At 44.1% G+C, this 21,464-nt stretch carries 17 protein-coding genes; 1 reads left to right on the top strand and 16 read right to left on the bottom strand.

What is annotated here, in order from left to right:
- Positions 1–22 precede the first annotated feature (22 nt).
- A complete protein-coding gene (locus ACHUFN_RS04020; RefSeq protein WP_394221004.1) occupies positions 23–916 on the top strand; it encodes a DUF3025 domain-containing protein in 894 nt (297 codons plus the stop codon).
- 117 nt (positions 917–1,033) lie between these two features.
- On the opposite strand, the gene ACHUFN_RS04015 is transcribed toward ACHUFN_RS04020, so the two are convergent.
- From ACHUFN_RS04015 to ACHUFN_RS03940, 16 genes are all read right to left on the bottom strand, one after another.
- Positions 1,034–1,738: a YIP1 family protein gene (locus ACHUFN_RS04015; protein ID WP_394221003.1), complete on the bottom strand. Its 705-nt coding sequence runs from the start codon at positions 1,736–1,738 to the stop codon at positions 1,034–1,036.
- Between the two features lie 350 nt (positions 1,739–2,088).
- Complete coding sequence (locus ACHUFN_RS04010; protein WP_394221002.1) at positions 2,089–3,813, bottom strand: SLC13 family permease; 1,725 nt, start codon at positions 3,811–3,813, stop codon at positions 2,089–2,091.
- Between the two features lie 16 nt (positions 3,814–3,829).
- Positions 3,830–5,245, bottom strand: coding sequence for a sulfate adenylyltransferase subunit CysN (gene cysN, locus ACHUFN_RS04005; RefSeq protein ID WP_394221001.1), 1,416 nt, complete (start codon positions 5,243–5,245; stop codon positions 3,830–3,832).
- Position 5,246: 1 nt separating this feature from the next.
- Positions 5,247–6,038, bottom strand: coding sequence for a 3'(2'),5'-bisphosphate nucleotidase CysQ (cysQ, locus tag ACHUFN_RS04000; RefSeq protein ID WP_394221000.1), 792 nt, complete (start codon positions 6,036–6,038; stop codon positions 5,247–5,249).
- On the bottom strand, positions 6,038–6,634 hold the full coding sequence (cysC, locus tag ACHUFN_RS03995) for an adenylyl-sulfate kinase (protein WP_394220999.1): 597 nt from the start codon (positions 6,632–6,634) through the stop codon (positions 6,038–6,040). Before cysC ends, cysQ begins: the two co-directional genes overlap by 1 nt.
- Positions 6,634–7,548, bottom strand: coding sequence for a sulfate adenylyltransferase subunit CysD (cysD, locus tag ACHUFN_RS03990; protein WP_394220998.1), 915 nt, complete (start codon positions 7,546–7,548; stop codon positions 6,634–6,636). The genes cysC and cysD overlap by 1 nt, the downstream gene beginning before the upstream one ends.
- A gap of 244 nt (positions 7,549–7,792) precedes the next feature.
- The gene (putP, locus tag ACHUFN_RS03985; protein ID WP_394220997.1) at positions 7,793–9,298 is read right to left on the bottom strand and encodes a sodium/proline symporter PutP; all 1,506 of its coding nucleotides are present in this window, start codon (positions 9,296–9,298) and stop codon (positions 7,793–7,795) included.
- A 116-nt stretch (positions 9,299–9,414) separates the two neighbouring features.
- On the bottom strand, positions 9,415–11,271 hold the full coding sequence (locus tag ACHUFN_RS03980; RefSeq protein ID WP_394220996.1) for a GGDEF domain-containing protein: 1,857 nt from the start codon (positions 11,269–11,271) through the stop codon (positions 9,415–9,417).
- Between the two features lie 307 nt (positions 11,272–11,578).
- The gene (locus tag ACHUFN_RS03975) at positions 11,579–12,283 is read right to left on the bottom strand and encodes a DUF3379 family protein (protein WP_394220995.1); all 705 of its coding nucleotides are present in this window, start codon (positions 12,281–12,283) and stop codon (positions 11,579–11,581) included.
- Entirely contained in the window at positions 12,276–12,833 is a 558-nt protein-coding gene (locus ACHUFN_RS03970; RefSeq protein WP_394220994.1) for a sigma-70 family RNA polymerase sigma factor, read from the bottom strand. Before ACHUFN_RS03970 ends, ACHUFN_RS03975 begins: the two co-directional genes overlap by 8 nt.
- Before the next feature lie 116 nt (positions 12,834–12,949).
- The gene (locus ACHUFN_RS03965) at positions 12,950–14,803 is read right to left on the bottom strand and encodes a DUF885 domain-containing protein (RefSeq protein ID WP_394220993.1); all 1,854 of its coding nucleotides are present in this window, start codon (positions 14,801–14,803) and stop codon (positions 12,950–12,952) included.
- Positions 14,804–14,999: 196 nt separating this feature from the next.
- Positions 15,000–16,787, bottom strand: coding sequence for a BatD family protein (locus ACHUFN_RS03960; RefSeq protein ID WP_394220992.1), 1,788 nt, complete (start codon positions 16,785–16,787; stop codon positions 15,000–15,002).
- Complete coding sequence (locus ACHUFN_RS03955) at positions 16,788–18,827, bottom strand: vWA domain-containing protein (RefSeq protein ID WP_394221044.1); 2,040 nt, start codon at positions 18,825–18,827, stop codon at positions 16,788–16,790.
- Entirely contained in the window at positions 18,827–19,876 is a 1,050-nt protein-coding gene (locus ACHUFN_RS03950; RefSeq protein ID WP_394220991.1) for a vWA domain-containing protein, read from the bottom strand. The genes ACHUFN_RS03955 and ACHUFN_RS03950 overlap by 1 nt, the downstream gene beginning before the upstream one ends.
- Positions 19,869–20,489 carry a DUF4381 domain-containing protein gene (locus tag ACHUFN_RS03945; protein ID WP_394220990.1) on the bottom strand — a complete coding sequence of 207 codons (621 nt, stop codon included), beginning with the start codon at positions 20,487–20,489 and terminating at the stop codon, positions 19,869–19,871. Before ACHUFN_RS03945 ends, ACHUFN_RS03950 begins: the two co-directional genes overlap by 8 nt.
- Positions 20,489–21,463 (bottom strand): DUF58 domain-containing protein, encoded by a 975-nt coding sequence (locus ACHUFN_RS03940; RefSeq protein ID WP_394220989.1) that lies wholly within the window; start codon positions 21,461–21,463, stop codon positions 20,489–20,491. The genes ACHUFN_RS03945 and ACHUFN_RS03940 overlap by 1 nt, the downstream gene beginning before the upstream one ends.
- Position 21,464 lies beyond the last annotated feature (1 nt).

Here is a 21,464-nt window from a genome sequence, read left to right as displayed (position 1 = left end):
CCTTGGCGAACCAATAGTTCATATGCAATCAGACTCAATCCCTTTCTGTAAAGACTACCTGCTAAACCACGCGAGTGCCCCAGTCAATGAACTCCTAAGTGAACTAGGGTTACTGAACTGTAGCCACTTTCCAAGCCCTGAGTTACTTAATGAAAAAGCATCACACTATTACCGTCAATGGCAGGGGCCAATATTTAAGGGGCAAAGCCTGTTCCCTGAAGAAGAAAAGCGTTACTACGAAACGATTATTAGCGAAGATGGCGTTGTGCCGACACGTGAGCAAAGCTGGCACGACTTATTTAATGCGCTGATTTGGCTACAATTCCCCAAAACAAAGTCATTGCTAAACGAGTTGCACATTACAGACATTAATCAATATGGTGTGAACCCTAGAACCGCACGTAGAAATCGCATTACTCATTTCGATGAGTGTGGTGTAGTCCTTGCTGTAGAAGCGCCTTGTCTAGACCATGATTTAGACCAGCAAAAATCTGCTCGCCAGATGCTTGAAACTTTTCTACTACAGCTCGCCTCTCACGAGTGGGAGCAAGCTTTCGTTGCAAATAAAGCACGTTGGCACAATGAAATTACACCGTTCGTTTTTGGACATGCTAATTTAGAAATGATGTTGAACCCGTTTATCGGTTTGACGGGTAAGTGGTTGGCTGTGTCTGTGCCACATGGTTTTGGTAAGCTTACCAAGTGGCGGCAGCGCGCTGTGCTAGATGAAGCCATGATGCAACGTGTAAAGTCACTAGACTCTTTTCAGTCTACACCGCTTTTAAAGCCCTTGCCGTTGCTGGGTGTGCCCTTGTGGCACAACGAACAAAACGAAGCATTTTACAAAAATACAGATTACTTTAGACCGCTAAGGCTAGGAAGCAAACCTACCAAACAGCTTCCTTTGTGGGAATAGTGTCGTCTTGCTTAAGTAGTATAGCCAGCGTGATAGCCTCGCGTAGTGTGGTTTGAAAGGGATGCAACGGCGCTGTTTTTCAATTCGAAAGAAACAGCGCATGCTGTAAGAAATAAACTAGATAATGGCTAACGCGGTAAGCCATATGCCGTAAATGACGATATACGGCGCGCTAGCAATGATTGCCGCTTTCTTCAGTGAAAATGAAGTCCACTGCGTAATGCCTACCGTGGCAAGGTAAATACCCCAAAATAGCTCTAGTCTAACCCCTTGCCCTAGCTCGTACCACGGTGAGTCCATAGAAATATCTGCAACAAAGCTTAAAGAAGCTGGTGACAAAATGGTTGGTGTTACCTGGTGATCGCTTGAGAGTAAAAGCAGCGCTAAACCAACCAAGCCTGTCAATACATAGGGCATAGATATCCACCATGCAAAGCCATACCAGTCGGTGAACCCATAAACATGGCTATCGTCTGAGCGCGTCATAAGGTTCACATATACTGCATAAGCAGCACTAGCAATAATGGGAACAAAAAAGGCGCCAATCAATGATGACCAAAGCAGCGTTTCTCTTGTGAAGAATGCTTTTATATGGTCTTCTTCTGCAGGGCTCATGTCGCCTTGCGCGGCAACGTTCATTTCTGCAAACCATTCAATATCTACAAAATTCACGTAGAGATATTGAGAAACCAACGACATAGCCATTATCAATAGAAATGGCATCCAGCTCCAATTGTTGTTCTCTCCAACCGCTTTAAAAACGCCGTTTGGTTTAAAGAAAATATCGTTACACGCTTGGAAAGGGTTAGATACGTTGTGCATCCTACACTCCTTTTTCGTTATAAGTTGTTACGCGAACATTGCCATGATCAACTGCCAGAAACTCACTTTGGCCTATTCTCAAGCAGATGAACCATTAAAGTTCAGGGTACTTGTGGCTATAAGTGATGTACAGCACAACATGTTGATATTTGTAAGGGAAAATGAATGGCGTTATTAAGTAAGGCGACTTTTGCTGAGTAAAAAAGCGAAGCTATCGCATCCCTCTATAACAACCTGTTTATCACGTTACACGACTTGCTTACCGCCCATAGGTCAGTTGGTTTGCTTTTGGCTCTAATACGTAACCGAAAAAGGAGCCGCGGGGGGAAACTCCCCGAGGCTCCTATTTTTTATAGATATGTAACCTTCAGCAAGGTAAGAACAATAGAACTGTAAAGTACTGAAATAGGCAGCCCCATCTTTATAAAATGGGAAAACTTATAATTCGCCGCGTTATACACCAACAGATTAGTTTGATAACCAAAAGGCGAAATGAAACTAGCGCTTGCCGCAAATGCTACTGCTAATGCAAATGGCATAAGTGGCGCACCAATAATTTGCACCAACCCATAGGCAAACGGAAATACTAACGCCGCTGCTGCATTATTGGTTACAAACTCGGTTAAAACGAGTGTAAGTAAATAGATAACCACAAGCGCAATAAACCAGTCTGTATCAGATAACACGGGCATAAGTGCAGATGTTGTCGTGCTTATTACACCTGAGTTTTCTAATGCCGTAGCCAAGCTTAATGCGCCAACAATCACCATAATCAAGTTCAGTGGGAGGTTGCGCTTCATTTCGCCATTGTTTGTTACCTTAACACCAACAAGGACCGCAGCTAGAAACAACAAGCCGATAGCCAATGAGATCACGTCTGCAGCTGCCAATAAAACGGTGGTTAGGAAGCCGCCGAGAGTGATCCACTCTTGCTTATTGGTAAGTGGCCGCGAAATTTTTTGCTCTGACAAAATAAAAAAGTTTTTATTCAAATTTTGACGCGTCGCAAAATCCGGTCCAGTTGCCAATAAAAGGAAATCCCCAGCTTGCAGCTTTATTTCTCCAAGCTTCCCTGATAGCTGTTCACCGTCGCGACGAATGGCTACAACGGCTGCGTCAAACAAGGCTCTAAATCCTAGTTTTTTAATGGTTTGACCAATAATCTGCGCCCGATTGGCCACGACAACTTCGGTTAAGCTTTCACGAAGTACACCGTCGGTTTCTGCAAACATGCTAAGCCCTTTAATATGGCTTAAGTTATCTAGCTTTTGCACGTTACCTGAAAAGATGAGCTTGTCGTTTTCCAAAATCACCAAGTCTGGGCCTACCGGTGAAATTAGATTACCTTTGCGAACTACTTCAACTAAGAAAAGCTCAGGTAAGTTACGCAAGTGGTTTTTTTCTACGGTTTTACCTATTAGTTCAGAGCCGGGCTCAACTTTAGCTTCAACCATATACTCTTGATAATTGTTAATTTTATTGCCGATGTGCGGCAAAAAAGGCAGCATCAAAAACATCAATAAGCCACAGCTAAGTCCGGCTACCGTTCCGTATAGGGTGAAATCGAAAAAGTTGAAGCCAGGATGCCCATTTTCCTGTAAAAAACTGTCTACGATAAGGTTGGTCGATGTGCCAATTAACGTTACTGTACCGCCTAAAATAGCGGCATAAGAAAGCGGAATTAACAGTCGAGAGGCGGGGTGATATTGGTTTTGTTTAATAGGGCCAATTAAGCTTGCCACAATAGCCGTATTGTTTAAAAGCGCCGATGAAACAAAGGTTAAGGAAAAAAGTCGCCAGTATGACTGAGTGAAATTGGCACTCACTAGCTTTCTTCCAAGCCGTTTAATTAACGCCGTTTTGTCTATTGCACTACTTACTAAAAGCAACAAAACAAGGGTGATAAGACCCTTGTTTGTTAGGTTTAGCAAGATGTCATCCAACGATAACTGCTGAGTAACCAGTAAAACTAACACTGCACCTGAAAACACAGTGGAAGGGCGCTGATTGGTAAAGATCAGCGCGCATATCGTACCAACAAAAACTGCCAGTACAATGAACTGGGTCACATCCATATTGCTCCAGTCCTGCTTATAGTTTACTGATATCCACAGAGTTCCAATGCGGGAAGTGCTTACGTACTAGGGCATTGAATTCAAGCTCGAACTCAGAGAAGTTTGGCGATATGTGTTGAGCATCACCTGCAATTTCGTCGATGATCATACCTGCACCTACCGTGCCGTTAGTTAAACGATCGATAACGATGAATGATCCCGTTGGGCGGTTGCGTTTATATGGGTCACAGGCAACAGGTTGTGTAAACTTAACATCAACCACACCAATCTCGTTAAGATTAAGATGCATAGCATCCGTTTCTTCAAGCGTGTTCACATCAATTTGATTATCGATGTGAGCAACAACCCCAGGTGTCGATTTAGTCGCGAACTTAAACAAGTACTGCTTGTTTGGCATTAGCGGCTCTTCACTCATCCACACAAGGTGCGTTTTGAACTGAGTGTTAAGCAATGGCAAGTTATCAGACTTAACAATCATGTCGCCACGAGATATGTCGATTTCGTCTTCTAACGTTAAAGTAACCGCTTGTGGCACGTAGGCTCGCTCTTGGTCACCTTCGAATGTAACCACTTGCTTAACTTTAGACTTTTTACCTGAAGGCAGCGCAGTGATTTCGTCACCTGGCGCAACTTGGCCAGAAACTACCGTACCTGCAAACCCGCGAAAATCTAGGTTAGGGCGGTTAACGTATTGCACCGGGAAGCGGAAATCTTCAAGGTTGTCATCTTCACCAATTTCAATGTTTTCCAACATTTCCATTAATGGTGTGCCGTCAAACCAAGGCGTCTTTTCACTTTTGCCTACAACGTTGTCGCCTTCTAGGGCTGAAATAGGCACAAATTGGATATCAGGAATATCAAGCTGCTCTGCAAACTTCAAATAGTCTTCCTGAATTTGGTTGTACACCTCTTCTGAATAGTCCATCAAATCCATTTTGTTGATAGCAACAATAACGTGCTTAATGCCAAGAAGCGACACTAGGAAGGAGTGACGTTTCGTTTGCACTTTAACGCCGCCACGGGCATCAACCAAAATGATGGCTAGGTCGCAGGTAGACGCGCCCGTTACCATGTTACGCGTATACTGCTCGTGTCCTGGGGTGTCAGCAATAATGAACTTACGCTTGTCAGTAGAGAAGTAGCGGTATGCTACGTCAATCGTAATGCCTTGTTCACGTTCAGACTGAAGGCCATCTACAAGAAGCGCAAGGTCAACTTTCTCACCAGTAGTCCCCACTTTTTTACTGTCTTTGGTAATCGCAGCAAGTTGGTCTTCATAAATCATTTTCGAATCGTGAAGTAAGCGACCAATAAGGGTGCTTTTACCATCATCCACGCTTCCGCAAGTAAGGAAACGTAGCATGTCTTTCTGTTCGTGTTGCTCAAGGTAGGACAGAATGTCCTGTCTTAATAATTCGTTTTCATTGTTCATGTTATGCGCTCACAAGGAAAAAGGGGTTTAACACAGACTCTTTTTGGTTGTAGGTAAGAGCGTCAGCGTTGTCATCTAATGGGTTCTCAGGGTCAAGTACGGTGACGTTTGCGCCAGCCGCCAATGCTACAGCGTGTGCTGCACCTGTATCCCATTCTGATGTTGGGCCTAAACGAGGGTAAAGGTGCGCTTCGCCCTCGGCCACCAAGCAAAGCTTCAGTGAACTGCCCATTGCTACAAGCTCGGTTTCACCATTAAGCTGTGCCAATAAATTTTGAATCTCAGGGCTTTGGTGAGAACGGCTACCAACGACTTTCCACACTTCTGCACCGTTGTGCTTACGCGCAGAAATAGCGGTAAATTCGCCATTCACTTCGGTCCACGCACCGTTACCGACAATGCCTACATAGCTTTTGTTTAGTGCTGGCGCGTAAACCACACCCATGGTTGGCTTACCATTTTCGATAAGTGCAATGTTTACCGTAAACTCGCCGTTTTTCTTAATAAATTCTTTGGTGCCGTCCAGCGGGTCAACCAGCCAGTATGATGACCAAGTTTTACGCTCATCCCATGCAATATCTGCTGATTCTTCTGAAAGAATTGGTAAGTCAGATTCCGCTTCAAGGGCTTTTACAATAACGTTATGCGCTGCAAGGTCAGCCTCAGTTAGGGGGCTCGTATCCTGCTTTTCGTAAATGGCGAAATCTTTTTCGTAAATCGCCATTATTTTATCGCCCGCTTCTTTAGCGATAGCTAACACTTTTTGTGCAAGTGCGTTGATAGGCTGTGTCATTACACCAATCCTTTATTTTGAAGCAAAGCATACAAACGCTCAGCGGTTTGCTCTGCTGGTTCATCCTGATACGTTAAGTGAACTTCTGGCGCTTCAGGGGCCTCATAAGCGGAATCAATGCCTGTGAAGTCTTTAATCTCACCGCTGCGTGCTTTTTTGTACAATCCTTTAGGGTCGCGCTTCTCACATACTTCAAGCGGGGTATCCACAAACACCTCAACGAACTCACCGTCTTCCAACAAGTTTCGGCAGTAGTCTCGATCCGCTTTAAAAGGAGAGATAAACGCCGTAAGCACTATGGTGCCTGAATCAACAAATAGCTTGGCCACTTCACTGATGCGGCGAATATTTTCAACTCGGTCTTTATCGCTAAAGCCCAAGTCGCCACACAAACCGTGACGCACGTTGTCGCCGTCTAGCAGATAGGTGTGCTTGTTTTGCTCGTGAAGCTTTTTCTCTAGCAAGTTAGCCAGTGTCGATTTACCTGAACCGCTCAAGCCTGTTAGCCAAAAAACGCGAGGTTGTTGGCGTAGTTTCTCTGAGCGGGTGGTTTTATTCACTTCGTGTTTATGCCAAACAACGTTGTCGGTGGCCATTAGAAGTACCCTTCCATTTTCTTCTTCTCCATAGAGCCTGCGCTGTCATGGTCGATAACGCGACCTTGACGTTCAGACGTTTTGGTAAGAAGCATCTCTTGAATAACCTCAGGCAATGTCGCTGCTTTTGACTCAACAGCACCCGTAAGAGGGTAGCAACCAAGAGTACGAAAGCGTACAGAGCGCATCTCTGGTACTTCACCTTCTTCAAGTGGCATACGGTCGTCATCGACCATAATTAACACGCCATCACGCTCAACCACAGGGCGAGGCTTAGAAAGGTAAAGTTGTGGAATATCAATGTTTTCGAGATAGATATATTGCCAGATATCTAGCTCAGTCCAGTTAGACATTGGGAATACACGAATGCTCTCGCCTTTGTTAACTTGCGAGTTATAAATATTCCAAAGCTCTGGACGCTGATTTTTTGGGTCCCAGCGGTGATTGCTGTCGCGGAATGAATAAACACGCTCTTTAGCTCGAGACTTTTCTTCGTCGCGACGTGCGCCACCAAACGCAGCGTCGAACTTATATTTATTCAAAGCCTGCTTAAGTGATTGCGTTTTCATGATATCAGTGTGTTTTGCTGAACCATGCGTAAACGGACCTACACCCGCTTTCACACCTTCTTCGTTGATGTGAACCAGCAGATCAAAACCGTGCTTCTTAGCTTGCTCGTCACGGAACTTGATCATTTCACCAAATTTCCACGTGGTGTCTACGTGAAGCAATGGAAAAGGAATCTTACCTGGCGCAAATGCTTTACGGGCAAGGTGAAGCAACACAGAAGAGTCTTTTCCGACAGAATAAAGCATTACTGGGTTTTCAAACTCAGCAGCAACTTCACGGAAAATTTGGATACTCTCGGCTTCGAGTTGTTTCAAATGCGTTACAGACGGGATACTAGCAGTCATTTTGAAGTCCGAATTTTATGTTATATATAAAAAAGTTATAAGCGGGTTATATTTCTGCATAGAACGATAGCATATTTATTTTGAAAAGTAGTATGCGATTTTGCTATTTAAAATAGCTATCTTATTCCTTTAAATAAAACTGTCATGCAATTGAAGCATAAGGCCTGTTTTTTCAAGACTAGAAAACAAAAAGGCCCCGCTTAGAAATCTGAGCGGGGCCTTATTTTTTATTTAGTTTATGCCGTTATTTTTCACCTAGCTTCGTTTGAAAAGCATCAAACGTATCTACCACACCTTCTCGTGGAGAACCTGATTTACTAAGAATCATGATAGTTAAACTAGACAAAATAAACCCTGGGACAATTTCGTACATCCACTCGCCAAGCTTTTGACCACCAATCTCGATGGGGAGATAAATCCACAACAATACGGTTACTGCGCCAACTACCATTCCGCCTAAAGCGGCGCGGCGCGTCATTTCGCGCTTAAACAAACTGAATAATACCAACGGGCCGAACGCAGCGCCAAAGCCCGCCCATGCGTTACTTACCAAGGTTAAGATAGTGCTGTCTCTGTCGTAAGCGAGGTAAATAGCCACAAGTGCGACAACCACTACGCTGACACGGCCCGCAATCACAAGCTCGCCATCTGATGCGTCTCGGCGAAGAAACGCCTGATAAAAATCGCTAGTGAGTGAGCTAGAGGTTACTAGCAGCTGAGACGAGATAGTACTCATGATCGCAGCTAAAATGGCAGCAAGGAGGAAGCCACCAATAAGCGGGTGGAAAAGAATTTGAGACAAGTAGATAAAAACGGTTTCCGGATCGATTTCGTTACCATTTCCTGTGACGTAAGCAAGGCCAAACAGCCCCGTCATTAATGCACCGATGATAGACACAATCATCCAGCTCATGCCGATATTACGTGCTGTAGGGATATCTTTAACGGAACGGATAGCCATAAAGCGAACGATAATGTGCGGCTGTCCGAAATAGCCTAAGCCCCAAGACATCAGTGAAACGATGCCTATCACACTTAATGCTTCATTGGTGGACGCATCCATAAATGCATCGAACAAAGCGGGGTTGATATTCTCAAGGGCATCAATTGAAGCGCCAATTCCTCCAAGTTCGCTGATGACAACAACAGGAACCATCACCAATGAAACAAACATAATACAGCCTTGTACGAAGTCGGTCATGCTAACGGCCATAAAACCGCCCACTAGTGTGTAGGCAACGACCACCCCTGCAGTAACATAGAGGCCAGTTTCATAAGATAAACCAAATGAAGTCTCAAAGAGTTTACCGCCAGCAACCACACCCGACGAAGTATACAAAGTGAAGAAAATAACAATTACTACCGACGCAATCACACGTAATAAACGCGAATTATCGGCAAATCTGTTTTCAAAATAATCGGGGAGGGTGATGGAGTTATTAGCTACTTCCGTGTAAACACGAAGACGCGGTGCGACTAACATATAATTTGCTAAAGCACCCAATGTTAAACCGACTGCAATCCAGCCTGCAGATAAGCCTGAAACGTACATTGCACCGGGCAAGCCCATGAGCATCCATCCGCTCATATCAGATGCGCCCGCTGATAGTGCTGTAACGGCTGGGCCAAGCTGGCGACCGCCAAGCATATAGCCTTCTACGTTGGTATCTGTCTGCCGATAGGCAAAAAGACCTATCCCCAACATTACAACAAAATACAATCCCAACGAGATTATTGTGCCAGTAGCCATATAAATTCCCTATGTTTTTTCTTTCATGCTACCACCTATGACATAGAGTCTCTATGTCAGCCTGCGACCTTGCATGTTTTCTATACGGCAAATTGTAAATAAAGTTTGGCGTAAAATTAGAGTGGGAGTGGGGCAGCGCCAGCGTTACCCTCTCTTTTCGCTTTGTTGAGAAGCTCGTTGCATGCCTTAATGATGTTATCGAAGTTTGTTTCGCCATTAACGTTGATAAGGCCGTAAGAAAAGCTAACAGAAAACTTCTCGTCCGCGGCTCGCCAAAACTTCTGTCCAGATAACGCCATATTCAGCTCGTTAAGGATTCGCTCGGCAGATCTGCGGTCGGAGTCTGAAAAACAAATGAGAAATTCCTCATTCCCGTATCGACACAGTTTGTCTGATTTTCTTATTCTATTTTTAATTATTTGAGTGAAAACTGTGAGGACCTCATCGCCGGTAATGTGTCCGTATTTGTCGTTAATTTTTTTGAAATTATCAATGTCGAGCAGTGCAACACAGGACCTTTTTTCGTTCTTCAGTGAATTTTTCAAACTATTTATCATTGCGCGACGTGTTAACGCACCAGTAAGCGAGTCTTTTTCTATAATCAAGTCGCCTTGGCGCTTTGTAAGCCATAGCCAAAACGCAAGAATAATGATGATAGTGACCGTAAGGGCGATAATGGTGGTTTTCATTGCTTCTTTGTCAGATGAAAGACCATCTTTTTCGTCTCGAAGCATACTTAGTTCTTTTTGTCGGTATCTTGCTAACTCAATGTCTTTGGCAATGCCATCATTAAACGAAGAAGATGAAAACTTAAACTGTTCTGTGTTCTTCTCAACTAATAACTGGTTATAAGCTTTGGTGTGGGCATAGGACTGCTGATAGTCACCGTTAGCATCGTATAATCTCGATAGTTCTAGCTCTAACCTAAGTTTGATTTTTTCTTTAAAACCGGAACCAGGTATCGTGGAAATAACTATTTCTTTATATCGTTTTACATAGGAGTCAAAGCTTGTTTTATCATGTGTTATCGCAGCATAGAGGGCTTCTGCGTAAGAAGTTAATTCTTGAGTCTTTATTTTAACTTTTGTTGTATCCAGTTGACGAATTTGCTCGATTAGAAGATTGGCAGACTCTCCATATCCATCCCCTTTACTAAATACAATAATTCTAAGTCTTTGGACAAGCGTTAATAGTTTTTCGTGGACAGACTCTACTTCTGAAATGTGCTCAATGGCATCGTCTGAAAGAGCTAAAGCATCGTCATATCTATTCTGGATCAGTAAAGCATCTATTGCCGAAAAATACGCCCATGTTCTAACCATGCTATTTTTATTTTGGCTTTCCTTTTCTATTATTTGCTTCGAGTGAAAAAAAGCTCTGCTGGGAATAAAAAGCTCTGAGTAAGCCCCTCTAAGCCAATCATGTGCGATAACGTCAGAAAGTATATTTTGTAAGTTTTTGTCAGTCGTATACAGAGGAAGATACGGAAGAGAGTACTCAATTTCATTAATCGCTTGGATAGGGTTTGCTAGGGTAAGCTCCATAGCGAGCCACATACTCGCAATAGCTGTAGCTTCAGGGCTTCCAGTTTCTAAAGTTTCTAGCTTCAAACGGCGTAGCTCTGGTATAGAGTAAATTACCCGAGTATCTGAGCCTTCGAAGTTGTTTACTGCTCTAGCGTAGATGTAATAGGCCTTAGCTGCTGCGAAAAGTTCCGGATCGAGTTCTTTCAGATCTCTCCAATGTCTTTCTAACAAAGGCTCTTTTACGAAAAGTGGAATACGTGGTGAATCTGCGTCGTTCGCGGAGTAAGTAGCGAGAAGGTGCCTAAAAATTACTCCCTCGCTTAATGGATCATTCTGCAAGCCTAATCTTTCAAGCATGTTAATGATTTCTGAGTTAGTAACTTCACTGGACGTATTCCAGTTGTAAATTGTTACTGCTGCTAGCTGGCTATAATTGCTAAGTTTCACAAGTCTCGATGCTTCAGTAGTATCTTGACCTTCTGCACTTGTAAAGAAGCAAAAGTTTGTAAGTAATAGCAGGCAAATCGTTACCCTTGTAAAACTACTCCAAGCGCGCATTGTGATTGCCACCTCTGTACTGCGAATTAGCTGAAAAATAGATGAGAAAAAACGAGTGTTTTTATTGCAGGTCGAGATTATAAAATTTATTGGTCACAGATTCACCTTAATTTTGGATAAAAAAATCGGCCACAATAGGCCGATCAAAGGAAGAACATAAAGGTCATTACTTATTTAAAACGTAAATCAATAATTGTTAGGCTGAAAATTGAATCCTTTCTGAAACCGCTTTTTTCATCTCACTCAGATCAGCACCTTTGTCACCAACTATCATCACATTTGCACGCTGCATTTTAATACTTTCGCCACGATACTGGCTATCTTCAAATTCGCTGGGAACGCTAATATCGCCTCGTTCAGGAACAACAAATACTGACATTTTCCCTTGTGGGGTATCAACAATTAAGTGAAGGCTTCTAACTGTACTTAAGTGACAATAATTCGCTACTTCAACGCCGTCTAACATTTTGTTGAAGCTACCGCCAAAACTCGCTAATTTTGCATTAACCATATTAAGGTCAACTGGTAGAAGCGAATGTGCATGCTCCATTTCCGCGTATTGCATATGAGCAAGCGCCTGGCCACCTATGCTAAGTGGTTGGTGATACCACATTGTTAACCCGATGCCGACGGCGAATGCGACCGAGGCAGCCATTGCCAAGTACCAGCGACTTCTGCGTTTGTAACGCGTGAATTCGTCAGCAGATTGTTGCCAAATTAGTTTGCTCGCCAGATCTTCAGGAACATCTACTTTTAAAGCTTGTTTGAACTGCTTATCAAGCTGCTTCTGTTCGTTCCAGAAATTACGCTTACCTTCGTCTGCCTTGGCTGCTTCTACAACATCTCTGTCAGTCGTTTCTGGATCGGCGTAAATTCTGCGCCTAAATTCTAATTCATCCATTTACACGACCTCTCTTTTCATTTTGCTTCTCTAATGCCTCTTTCAACTGGTTTCTTGCTCTGAATAGCCGAGTCATCACCGTGTTTTTGTTTAGCCCCAACTGGTTAGCAATCTCTTCTCCACTGAATCCAAATATCAATTGAAGAATAAGCGGCTCGCGATATTCAACACTTAACCCGCCCAATAATCGCTGCAGCTCTCTATCTTTGAGGTCCCCGTCAGCATGTTGGGTATCGTCCTGAATATGCACATCGTCGATATCCACGGTATCAAATTGCTTTCTCTCAAATCGACGGGCATTCTCGCGACGAAGTATGGTAATTAACCAAGACTTCGCCGCTTTCTCATCATTTAGGGCGTCTAACGATCGCCAAGCGCGTAAAAAAGTTTCTTGCACAACATCTTCAGCGATACTTTGGTCTTTAATTAACCAATAAGCATAGCGATAAATATCGGCGTGAAAGGCTTTTACAAGCGCTTCATATCTTTGGTGTTTTGCTTTCATACCCGATAAGACCTGCTCGCCATCGGATTTATTTCGCCCAAACATAAAAAAATCCAAAAACTTAAACTTTTTTCACTATGACATAAAAAACGCGTCATTTCGTTAGCCGAAAGACGCGTTTTAAATTTAATGCTAGTGATCAGAGCACTCAGTAAAGCTTGCTACGCACCCTTTCGAGCAGCGATCCATGCATTAATATTTTCTTCTAGAATTGAAAGTGGTACTGGACCGTATTTCAGCACTTCATCATGGAAACCCTTCCAGTCAAACTTGTCGCCAAGTTCGGTCTTCGCGTGCTCCCTAAGCTCCATAATTTTGAGTTTACCAATCATATAGGCTGTGGCTTGCCCAGGCATGGCAATATATCGTTCAATGGCTTTTTGCGCGTCGTATTCTGGATTCGGGGTATTCTGTACCAAATAATCAACGGCCTCTTCGCGCGACCATTTTTTCGTGTGAATTCCGGTATCGACGACAAGTCGACATGCCCGCCATAGTTCCATTGCTAGTCGGCCAAAATCAGAATACGGGTCTTCGTAAAAGCCCATATCCTTTGCCAGTTCTTCGGTATACAAACCCCAACCTTCAGTATATGCCGTGAAGCTTAGAAATTTCTGGAATTGAGGAACACCTTCAAGCTCTTGTGCAATCGCACGCTGCATGTGGTGGCCTGGAATACCTTCGTGATAAGCGAGTGCTTCTAACTGATAAGTCGGCATGGCCTTCATATCATATAGGTTAGCGTAATAAATCCCAGGACGGCTGCCGTCTTGCGCTGGGCTCTGGTAGAACGCTTTGCCAGCAGATTGCTCGCGAAACGCTTCAACGCGTTTTACAATCATGGGGGCTTCTGGAAGAATGCCGAAATATTCGTCAATAGCCTCTTGCATCTCGTCTATCGCTGTTTTCGCCATATCAAGATATTGCTGTCTGCCTTCATTTGTTGAAGGTAGATAGAATTGCTCATCTTCACGCATGAAAACGAAAAACTCTTGAAGCGTACCGTCGAAGTCCACTTGCTCCATGATGTCACGCATTGCATTGTGTATGCGTTCAACATTATCCAAACCAATTTGATGCACTTCATCAGCGGTAAGGTCTGTAGTTGTAAACCAGTTAAGGCGGTTCTGATACCACTTGCCGCCATTTGGTAAACGCCACACACCGTCGCCTTCTGGCGTTACTTCGCGCTGATGGGCAAGTTCTTCAATAAACGTTTCATAAGACGGCATCACCGACGTAACTAAGGCCGCTTTTGCTTCGCCTAGTAATGTGTTTTTTTCCGCTTCTGTTACATCAAGGTTGTTCACCTTGTTTTGAAAGTCTTCCCAAATGGTTGATGGCGTATCGCTAGAGTCGAAAGGCGCGCCAGTAATGACATTTTTAGACGCATCAATCATTTGGTCATAAGCCCATGCGGGCGGGAAAACACCGGCTTCTTCTCTTATTTTCATTTGCGCAATAACTTGATCGAAATAAGTGCGAACATTATCTAAACGACTAATGTAAGCCTGAGCGTCTTCTATACTTTTTACGCTATGTATATTGATAAGAAAACTTGGAACTTGAGTATGGGCGGCACGAAATTGATGAACGATGTATCGGTGATGTCTAAATTTATCATTCGCTAAGTCGCGTTGAATACCGAGTTTGTATAAGCGCAAACTTAATTTTTCTTGTTCGTTTAATTTGCTGGTATCGAAACTTTCTAGTTTCTCTAGGCGATTTTTAGCAATAGCAACACGAGCGTCTGCTTCTTCATTACTGATATCGTCCCACTTGTCGTAATCCCACTTTATCCCAAGATAACTTTGAAATAGGGGAGAGCGTTTTAAATCTTCTTCAAACGTACGTTCAAAAAAAGCATTCAAACGTTCTGACTCAGATTGGCCAGCAGGCTGTTCGGTTTTTATTGGTTCTGCAACAGTTTTAGTCGTTTCGCTTGCCGGAGAGCAAGCGGTTAGTGCAGTTACAGCTAACGCAACTGGCGTTAGCATGGATACAATCTTTTTCATTTAATTCCCCGTCGCGTTTTAACTAATTATTTTTATAGACTAAAAGTACAAAGAGCTATGCAATACCTCGGTTACAATAAGGTGCCACCATATGCATCTTTTTTAAAAAACAACGATTCCTTGTCAGCGCCTCTGCTGCTTTCAGCATGAAGGCATTGATCACGCATTTTTAAATGGATTTCAATATAAATGTGACTTATGGAGCGGGATACAAGTCAGATAGCGTGTTGCCATCATTTACGCTCTTTTTTTTCCACTGACTTCTAAGTTGCTTCACTTCAATCGACAGTTTATCTAGCAATGTCTTCATTTGTTTGGTTTTAGCGCTGCTTTCAAGTTTATTCGATGAAAAGCGCAGCGCATATAGCTCATTTACTAGGCGGTTTACCTGTTCAAAATGTGAGAGTTGGGCAGTACCCATAGTGAGTTCGTTTATCCACTGTTTAAGCGCAGGTGCAAGCGATCGTGTGTCGCTCGCTTTTATAAGTGTCATAACGTGTTGGAATTGAGCCTTTTCACCTAAATTATTGTTAGTACTTGTACGTTGCGAGATGCTGTGAGCATTTACATTCATGTCTGCGTTCTTGAGCTTCCGTAATGTAAGCAGCCAGCCCAACGAAGTAATGGCAAGCAATAAACACACAATGCTTGTTACAAGCCAGTAAAGCGCAGTGGGTTCGTTGCTAGAGAATGCGGCAGGTGTTAATGCTGTCTGCTCTGTCTCTTGTTCAAGTTCACCCACCGACTGTGCTTGGTTTTGAGCTTCTTCTTGTAGGCCGCCTGTCACAGTTAACTGATCAAGCCCTTGTTTCGCTTCCGTTTCGCCTTTTGCTGTAGCTACCGTAATTGAACGAGCTGGAATAGTGGCATACTCAGTTTGCTGGGTGAGCGTGTTGAACCAAGGAATCGTAATTTCAGGCAACACAAAATTACCCGCTTCAGTTGGAATTATAGCCAATGACGTTTGGCGCTGTGAGATTAAGTTTTGGTCTTTTTCGACAGTCGTTGTGTTTGATTGGTCTGGATATAGCTTAAAGTTTGGTGGGTAAAACTCAGGAATATCAGGAAGCTGTTCTTCTACTACACCAAGAGCGGTCAACGTAACAATACGCGTAACAGGTTCACCTGCGATAAAACTATCGCCTTGAGGCCACTCTTCATCAACCCGCACCATTTCAGAGGGCAACCAAGGGTAGTCGATTCCTTGAGGAATGGGTTTTATGTTTACCGTAATGTCAGGCCCAACACGATTAATTTGCTGGGTGCGGTTAAAGAAGCCAAAGCGCTGGTTAGTGTTTGCGGCCATCACTTCGCCAGTAAAAATCGGGCCTCTTAGCGTGAACTCGCCAGACGCTTGAGGCACAACGGCAAATTGACGCTCAATAATTTGATAGCGTCTGCCATTTACAATATCGGTGTACTGCTTATCTTCGCCTAACTGTGTAATTTCCGCATTTTGCATTTCTGGCGCTTGAAGGCTGCCGCGCTCAATATTGCTAGAAAGAAAAAGCCTAACCGTGTAAAGCAGCTGTTGATTTAAATAGGCTTCTTTCAAATCTATTTCTGTGGTGACGAAATAGTCACGGGCCACATTGCTTTGTTCTTGAACTGGGATCACTTCAACTTGAATAGGCTTGGTCGATTTCCCCTCGATAGTTAGAGAAGGTATGGTAAACGTGCCTTCCTTACGTGGGAATAAAGTGGTGGTCCATACTGTAGTGCGTTTCGTGTCAAAATTAACAATTGACGTCTGGCTACTTACTGATGTTCTGCCAACGACAAAGTCTTTAAGCAGGGGAGAGCTGTCGAAGGCGTCTCTGTCGGCGCTGCCATCTGCAGTAACCGTTAAGCGAATGGCTTCATCCAGCATAACAGGGTTTCTGTCAATTGTGGCTTCCAGTGAATTCACATCGGCGTATGCCGCCGCACTTAAGAGTAGGGTTAATAAAAAAACTATATGTGTAGACTGTATTAAGGCTCTCATCTACCAATCACTCCGGTTTGAAGGCATACGTTGACGCTGACGTTTTTGGGCTTCTAATTGCATTTTTCGTTTTAGTAAGAATGCTGGGTCGTCAGGCACGCGACGCATTAAACTTTCCATTCGCTGTAACTCTTCTTTTTCTGCATCAGTAAGCTCCGCTTCCTGACCTTGCACTGCCTGAGCTTCCTGCTGCTCTTGTTGTTCGTCTTCCTGTTTTTGTATTCCGTTTTGTTGAGCACTATCACTCTGTTCAGACTGTTCTTGTTCTGTATTTTGTTGCTGCGAGTCTGATGGTTCGTTGGTGTCGCTCATTTGTGAGTCATCAGATTGTTGCGAGTTATCACCACCATTTTGTTGATCGTCGTTGGGGCTTTGATCTGATTGTTGACCTTCATTATCGTTTTGCTGACTATCTTGCTCATTTGAGCCATCTTGATTGCGCTGTTCACCAGACTGTTGCTGGTTATTTTCAGCATTTTCTTGGGAGTTACTTTGATCGCTATCATCACCATTCTCGTCCTGATTTGGCTCTTGATTCTGCTCTTGCTGTTGCTTTAGCAAGTCCTCAACAATCTTCTTATTGACTTTCGCGTCTTCAAAATCAGGAACTTCGTTTAAGGCCTGCTCATATTTTTCAATGGCTTCTTCAAGCTTGCCCAGCTTTGCCAACGCATTCCCTTGATTGTAAAAGCTTTCAGGGCCTGGAATATTTTTGAAGGCATCTAACGCGCTTTCATAGTCACCTGATTTATAAAGTGATGATGCTTTCCACGCGTCGTCACTAAACTGATTTACGGCGTCTTCATATTTACCCCGTTGGTAACTGTTCAATGCTTCCTGGTTGTCATTCATAAATGGCGTTTGCCACCATGAAAGTGAGTCAGGTTTACCTGGCTGTTCTGTTATCAATGGCTGCTCTGTCGCCAACCGATTGCTCTGCGAAGCCTGAGCGCCTTGAGAGGCACCTATGCTTTGCAGGGCATGTGCGTTTTGAACCATAGAAGGGCTGAATATGCCAACAAACACAATGAATACTAAGCCGCGTTTAAATGCAAAGGCTGCGAACGGAAGAAGTACAAGCAACAAGTAAGGGCCGACTTCTTTCCACTGGTCTCCTTGTACATTGCTCTCTTCTTCGTCCTCTTCGCTGTCGCTTTTATCAAGTAGTGATACTGTTGCGAGAGCATTGATATCATCGTCGTTGGATGTAAAGGGCTCAAAGCGTCCGCCGCTTGTTTTTACCACTCCTTTCACCGCACCTTCATTTAACTTGGGTATAACGATACTTCCGGTGAAATCTTTCAAGAGCTCTCCGCTTTGCTGACGAATAGGCGCGCCTTCAGATGTTCCAACGGTAAGTGCATTTACTGTAAAAGGAATAGAGGCCACATACTCTTGAAGTTCTTGTTGTTGTTCTAACTCTACACCGTCAGTAATCCAGTAGATCATGCCTGAGTTATATCCTGCATTCGTAAGAAGCTCGGACGCACTCTCTATGCCTAATAGTGGGTCGCTGCCTGGTACGGGCATAATTTCCGGTGAAAGACTTGGGATAAGGGCGGTGATATTTCCTGCGTCTTCCGTTAATGGGCTAATGACAAACGCATCGCCAGCGTAAGCAACCAAGCCCATTTCGCCTTCACCAATAGCGTTCACGAGGTCTATCGCTTTATATTTGGCGCGAGTGAGCCTGTCTGGCGTCATATCGGTAGCGCGCATCGATAGCGACATGTCGATCACTATTACATGCCCCATTTTTAGCTGATAGACTGGCTGCGGCAGGCGTTCCCACGTTGGGCCAGCGAGTGCTACCACACTTACAATCCACACAAAAGCGAGCATCCACATTGGAGGTTTTACGCCCATTTCGGTTTTTCCAATAACCATGTGTTGATAAAGGTGTGAAGGAATAACAGATTGCCAGCCTGATTGTTTAGCCGTGGTTTTTCTAATTAAAACCACAAGCAACATCAGGGGAATGAGCGCGGTAAACCATTCAGGGCGTAAAAAGTGAAATTGGTTTAAGAAGTCGAATTCCATCACTTCGTCTCCTTAGCTGCATCTGCGCTTTGTGCAGAAAACTGAGTTCGTCTTTGTGTTATCCAGCGGTAAAAAGACAGAGAAATCGCAGAAAACACCCAAAGGGCAGACAGTAATATGGCGGCCGCTAATGGATAGTAAAAAAGGGCGCTCAGCGGGCGCATCTTGCGAGTTTCACCTTCAATAGGCTCAAGCGCATCAAGTTGTTGATAAATAGCTTGAAGCTCTTGTGCATTTCGGGCCCTAAAATATTGCCCCCCCGTGGCATTAGCAATGTCGGTTAACATACCTTCATCCAGCTCTTGCGAGGGGTTTATTTGTCGACTGCCGAAAAAGCTTTGGATCAGCATTTTATCTGCACCCACACCAATAGTGTAAACCTTCACACCCTTACTAATTGCCAACTCTTTCGCCTGCTCGGGGGTAATATTTCCTGCAGTATTTTGCCCATCGGTAAGAAGAATTAATACGTTATTAGACTCTTCTCTTTCGTCAAAACGTTTCACCGCTAAACCTATTGCGTCACCTATGGCCGTTTGCTCGCCAACCAGTCCAATGACAGCTTCGCTGAGAAGTGTAGAAACGGTATCTCTGTCATAGGTGAGCGGCGCTTGAACGTAAGCGGTATCGGCAAATAAGATAAGGCCAATTCTGTCGCCCACGCGACGCTGAATAAAATCATAAACTACAGATTTAGTCATGGTTAGGCGGTTTACTTGTCGGCCATTTAGCTGCATGTCATCTATCTTCATACTGCCCGATAAGTCTACTGCCAACATCATTTCTCGGCCTTCGTTTGGTATGCTAACAGGCTCTCCCAACCATTGAGGGCGTGCGGCGGCAGTTACCAGCAACAGCCATATCAAGCTACTTACTAGTAGCGGTACTTTGGTTTGCTTTAACTGGGTTTGCTCTGACACATCGCCAGGTCTTAAGCTAGGAACCCGCAGCGCAGCCATGGGCATGTCTTGTGCTTTTTTAGAAAGCAGGCGTACGATAATAGGTAAGGGGAGTGCAAAAAAGACCCACCACCAAGCAAAATTAAGCATGATGCGGCTCCTTTACTTTCTCATCATTGAGCCCGTCGTGCGCATATTTGTTTTTTGGTAGTTTCGCTTTTAAAAGCCAGTTTTTTACTGCCCCTTTACAGGTTTCAAAATCACTTGGGCTTGGGGTGGCTTGATAAACACTACTTACTAATAACGCTAAATCGCTCTCAAGTTTGTTGTCGCTACTTTTTAGCGCAGACGTTAAGAATGCTTGCCACTGTTTGCCGTATAACCCAGCTACCTTCTGGGTTGGGTAATAGCTCATAGCCGTGCGTTTTAAAATAGAATTTAGTGCAACGGGCCAATTGCTTTGTTGTGCTGAAATCATTTCAAGTAATACTAAAGCTTCTTTACGAGCCTTGTTGTGACGTATGTGAGCAGTAATGGCCTTAAATAGCCCAAAAAGCGCTAGCAAAAAAACTGCGAGAAGTACCCACCAACCCCAATCTAATGGCCAAATGTTGACCTCCGCAGGTACGTGTATATCGCGCAGCTGAGCAAGAGGGTCTTGCTGTTGGGTGGGCGCTGGCATTTGACTTGCCGGCGGCATCGATTGCGCAATACGGGATAGTAAGCTTGATAAAAAATGGGTTGAAAGAATACTACTCTGCATTAATTAAGCTCCAACCGTTGTTCTTGTTGCATACTCTGAAGCTGTTCGTCTAGGGGAAGACCCGCTGAAACACTGAATCGAGCGATATTGTTTTTTCGCAAGGTATTATAAATTGCGGTGTTGTGCTGGCTTCGCCATTTTTGATACTGCTGTTGTTCGGTATTGTCGCCTAACACCCAGCGCTGTTGGTTTTGACCATCAGAAACGCTGACGGTTTGCAATGAACGTGTTTGTGGCAAGGCGTGTTCTATTGGGTCGTTAATCACGATAGCCCGTACTTCACAGTGTCGTGTTAAGTGACTTAAGTGCTGAATAGCTTGGGCACTTAAATGCTGAAAGTCTGATACCAGATAAACCAAGCTCCCCGGTCTTGCTAAACGTCTTGCCCGTGCGCACGCATCGGCAAACGCTTGTTCGTCTTTGACGTTGTCAGCGATAGACTGCGCGCTTTGTTCATGCAGCGCCATGAGTTCATGGCAAACGTGCAACACGGCTTTTTTTCGAGTAAGTGGTTTAATTTCTTTATGTTGTTGCTGGTTAAATACCAGTGCGCCAACTTTATCGCCGCGAGCGGCAGCAGACCAGCTAATAAGCGATGACACGTGTGCGGCCTGCACTGCTTTGGTAAGCAGTTGCGTGCCAAATGCCATTGAAGGTAAGTAGTCACAGAAAAGAAAAACTGGGCGCTCTCGCTCTTCCCGATATACTTTGGTGTGAGTTTTACCCGTGCGCGCAGTCACGCGCCAATCGATAGCGCGAATATCATCACCAGGTTGATAATGACGTGCCTCGTCAAACTCCATGCCTCGGCCTTTATGCTTAGTGAGGTAACTCCCAGCAAGTTTGGCTTGTGGCATACGTTTGGGTGCCAAGCTAAAAAGCTTAGCTAACTGCTGGTAGCGAAGTAACTCCGCGGTAGACAATGAGACACCGTTGCTTTGCAGTTTGTTTAGCTGCGCTTGTACATTCACCATA

Origin of the sequence: Alteromonas gracilis, from assembly GCF_043642145.1 — a bacterium.
Lineage (GTDB): Bacteria > Pseudomonadota > Gammaproteobacteria > Enterobacterales > Alteromonadaceae > Alteromonas > Alteromonas gracilis_B.
Note: the sequence above shows the minus strand (reverse complement) of the source record. Positions and strands in the feature narration are given on the sequence as shown.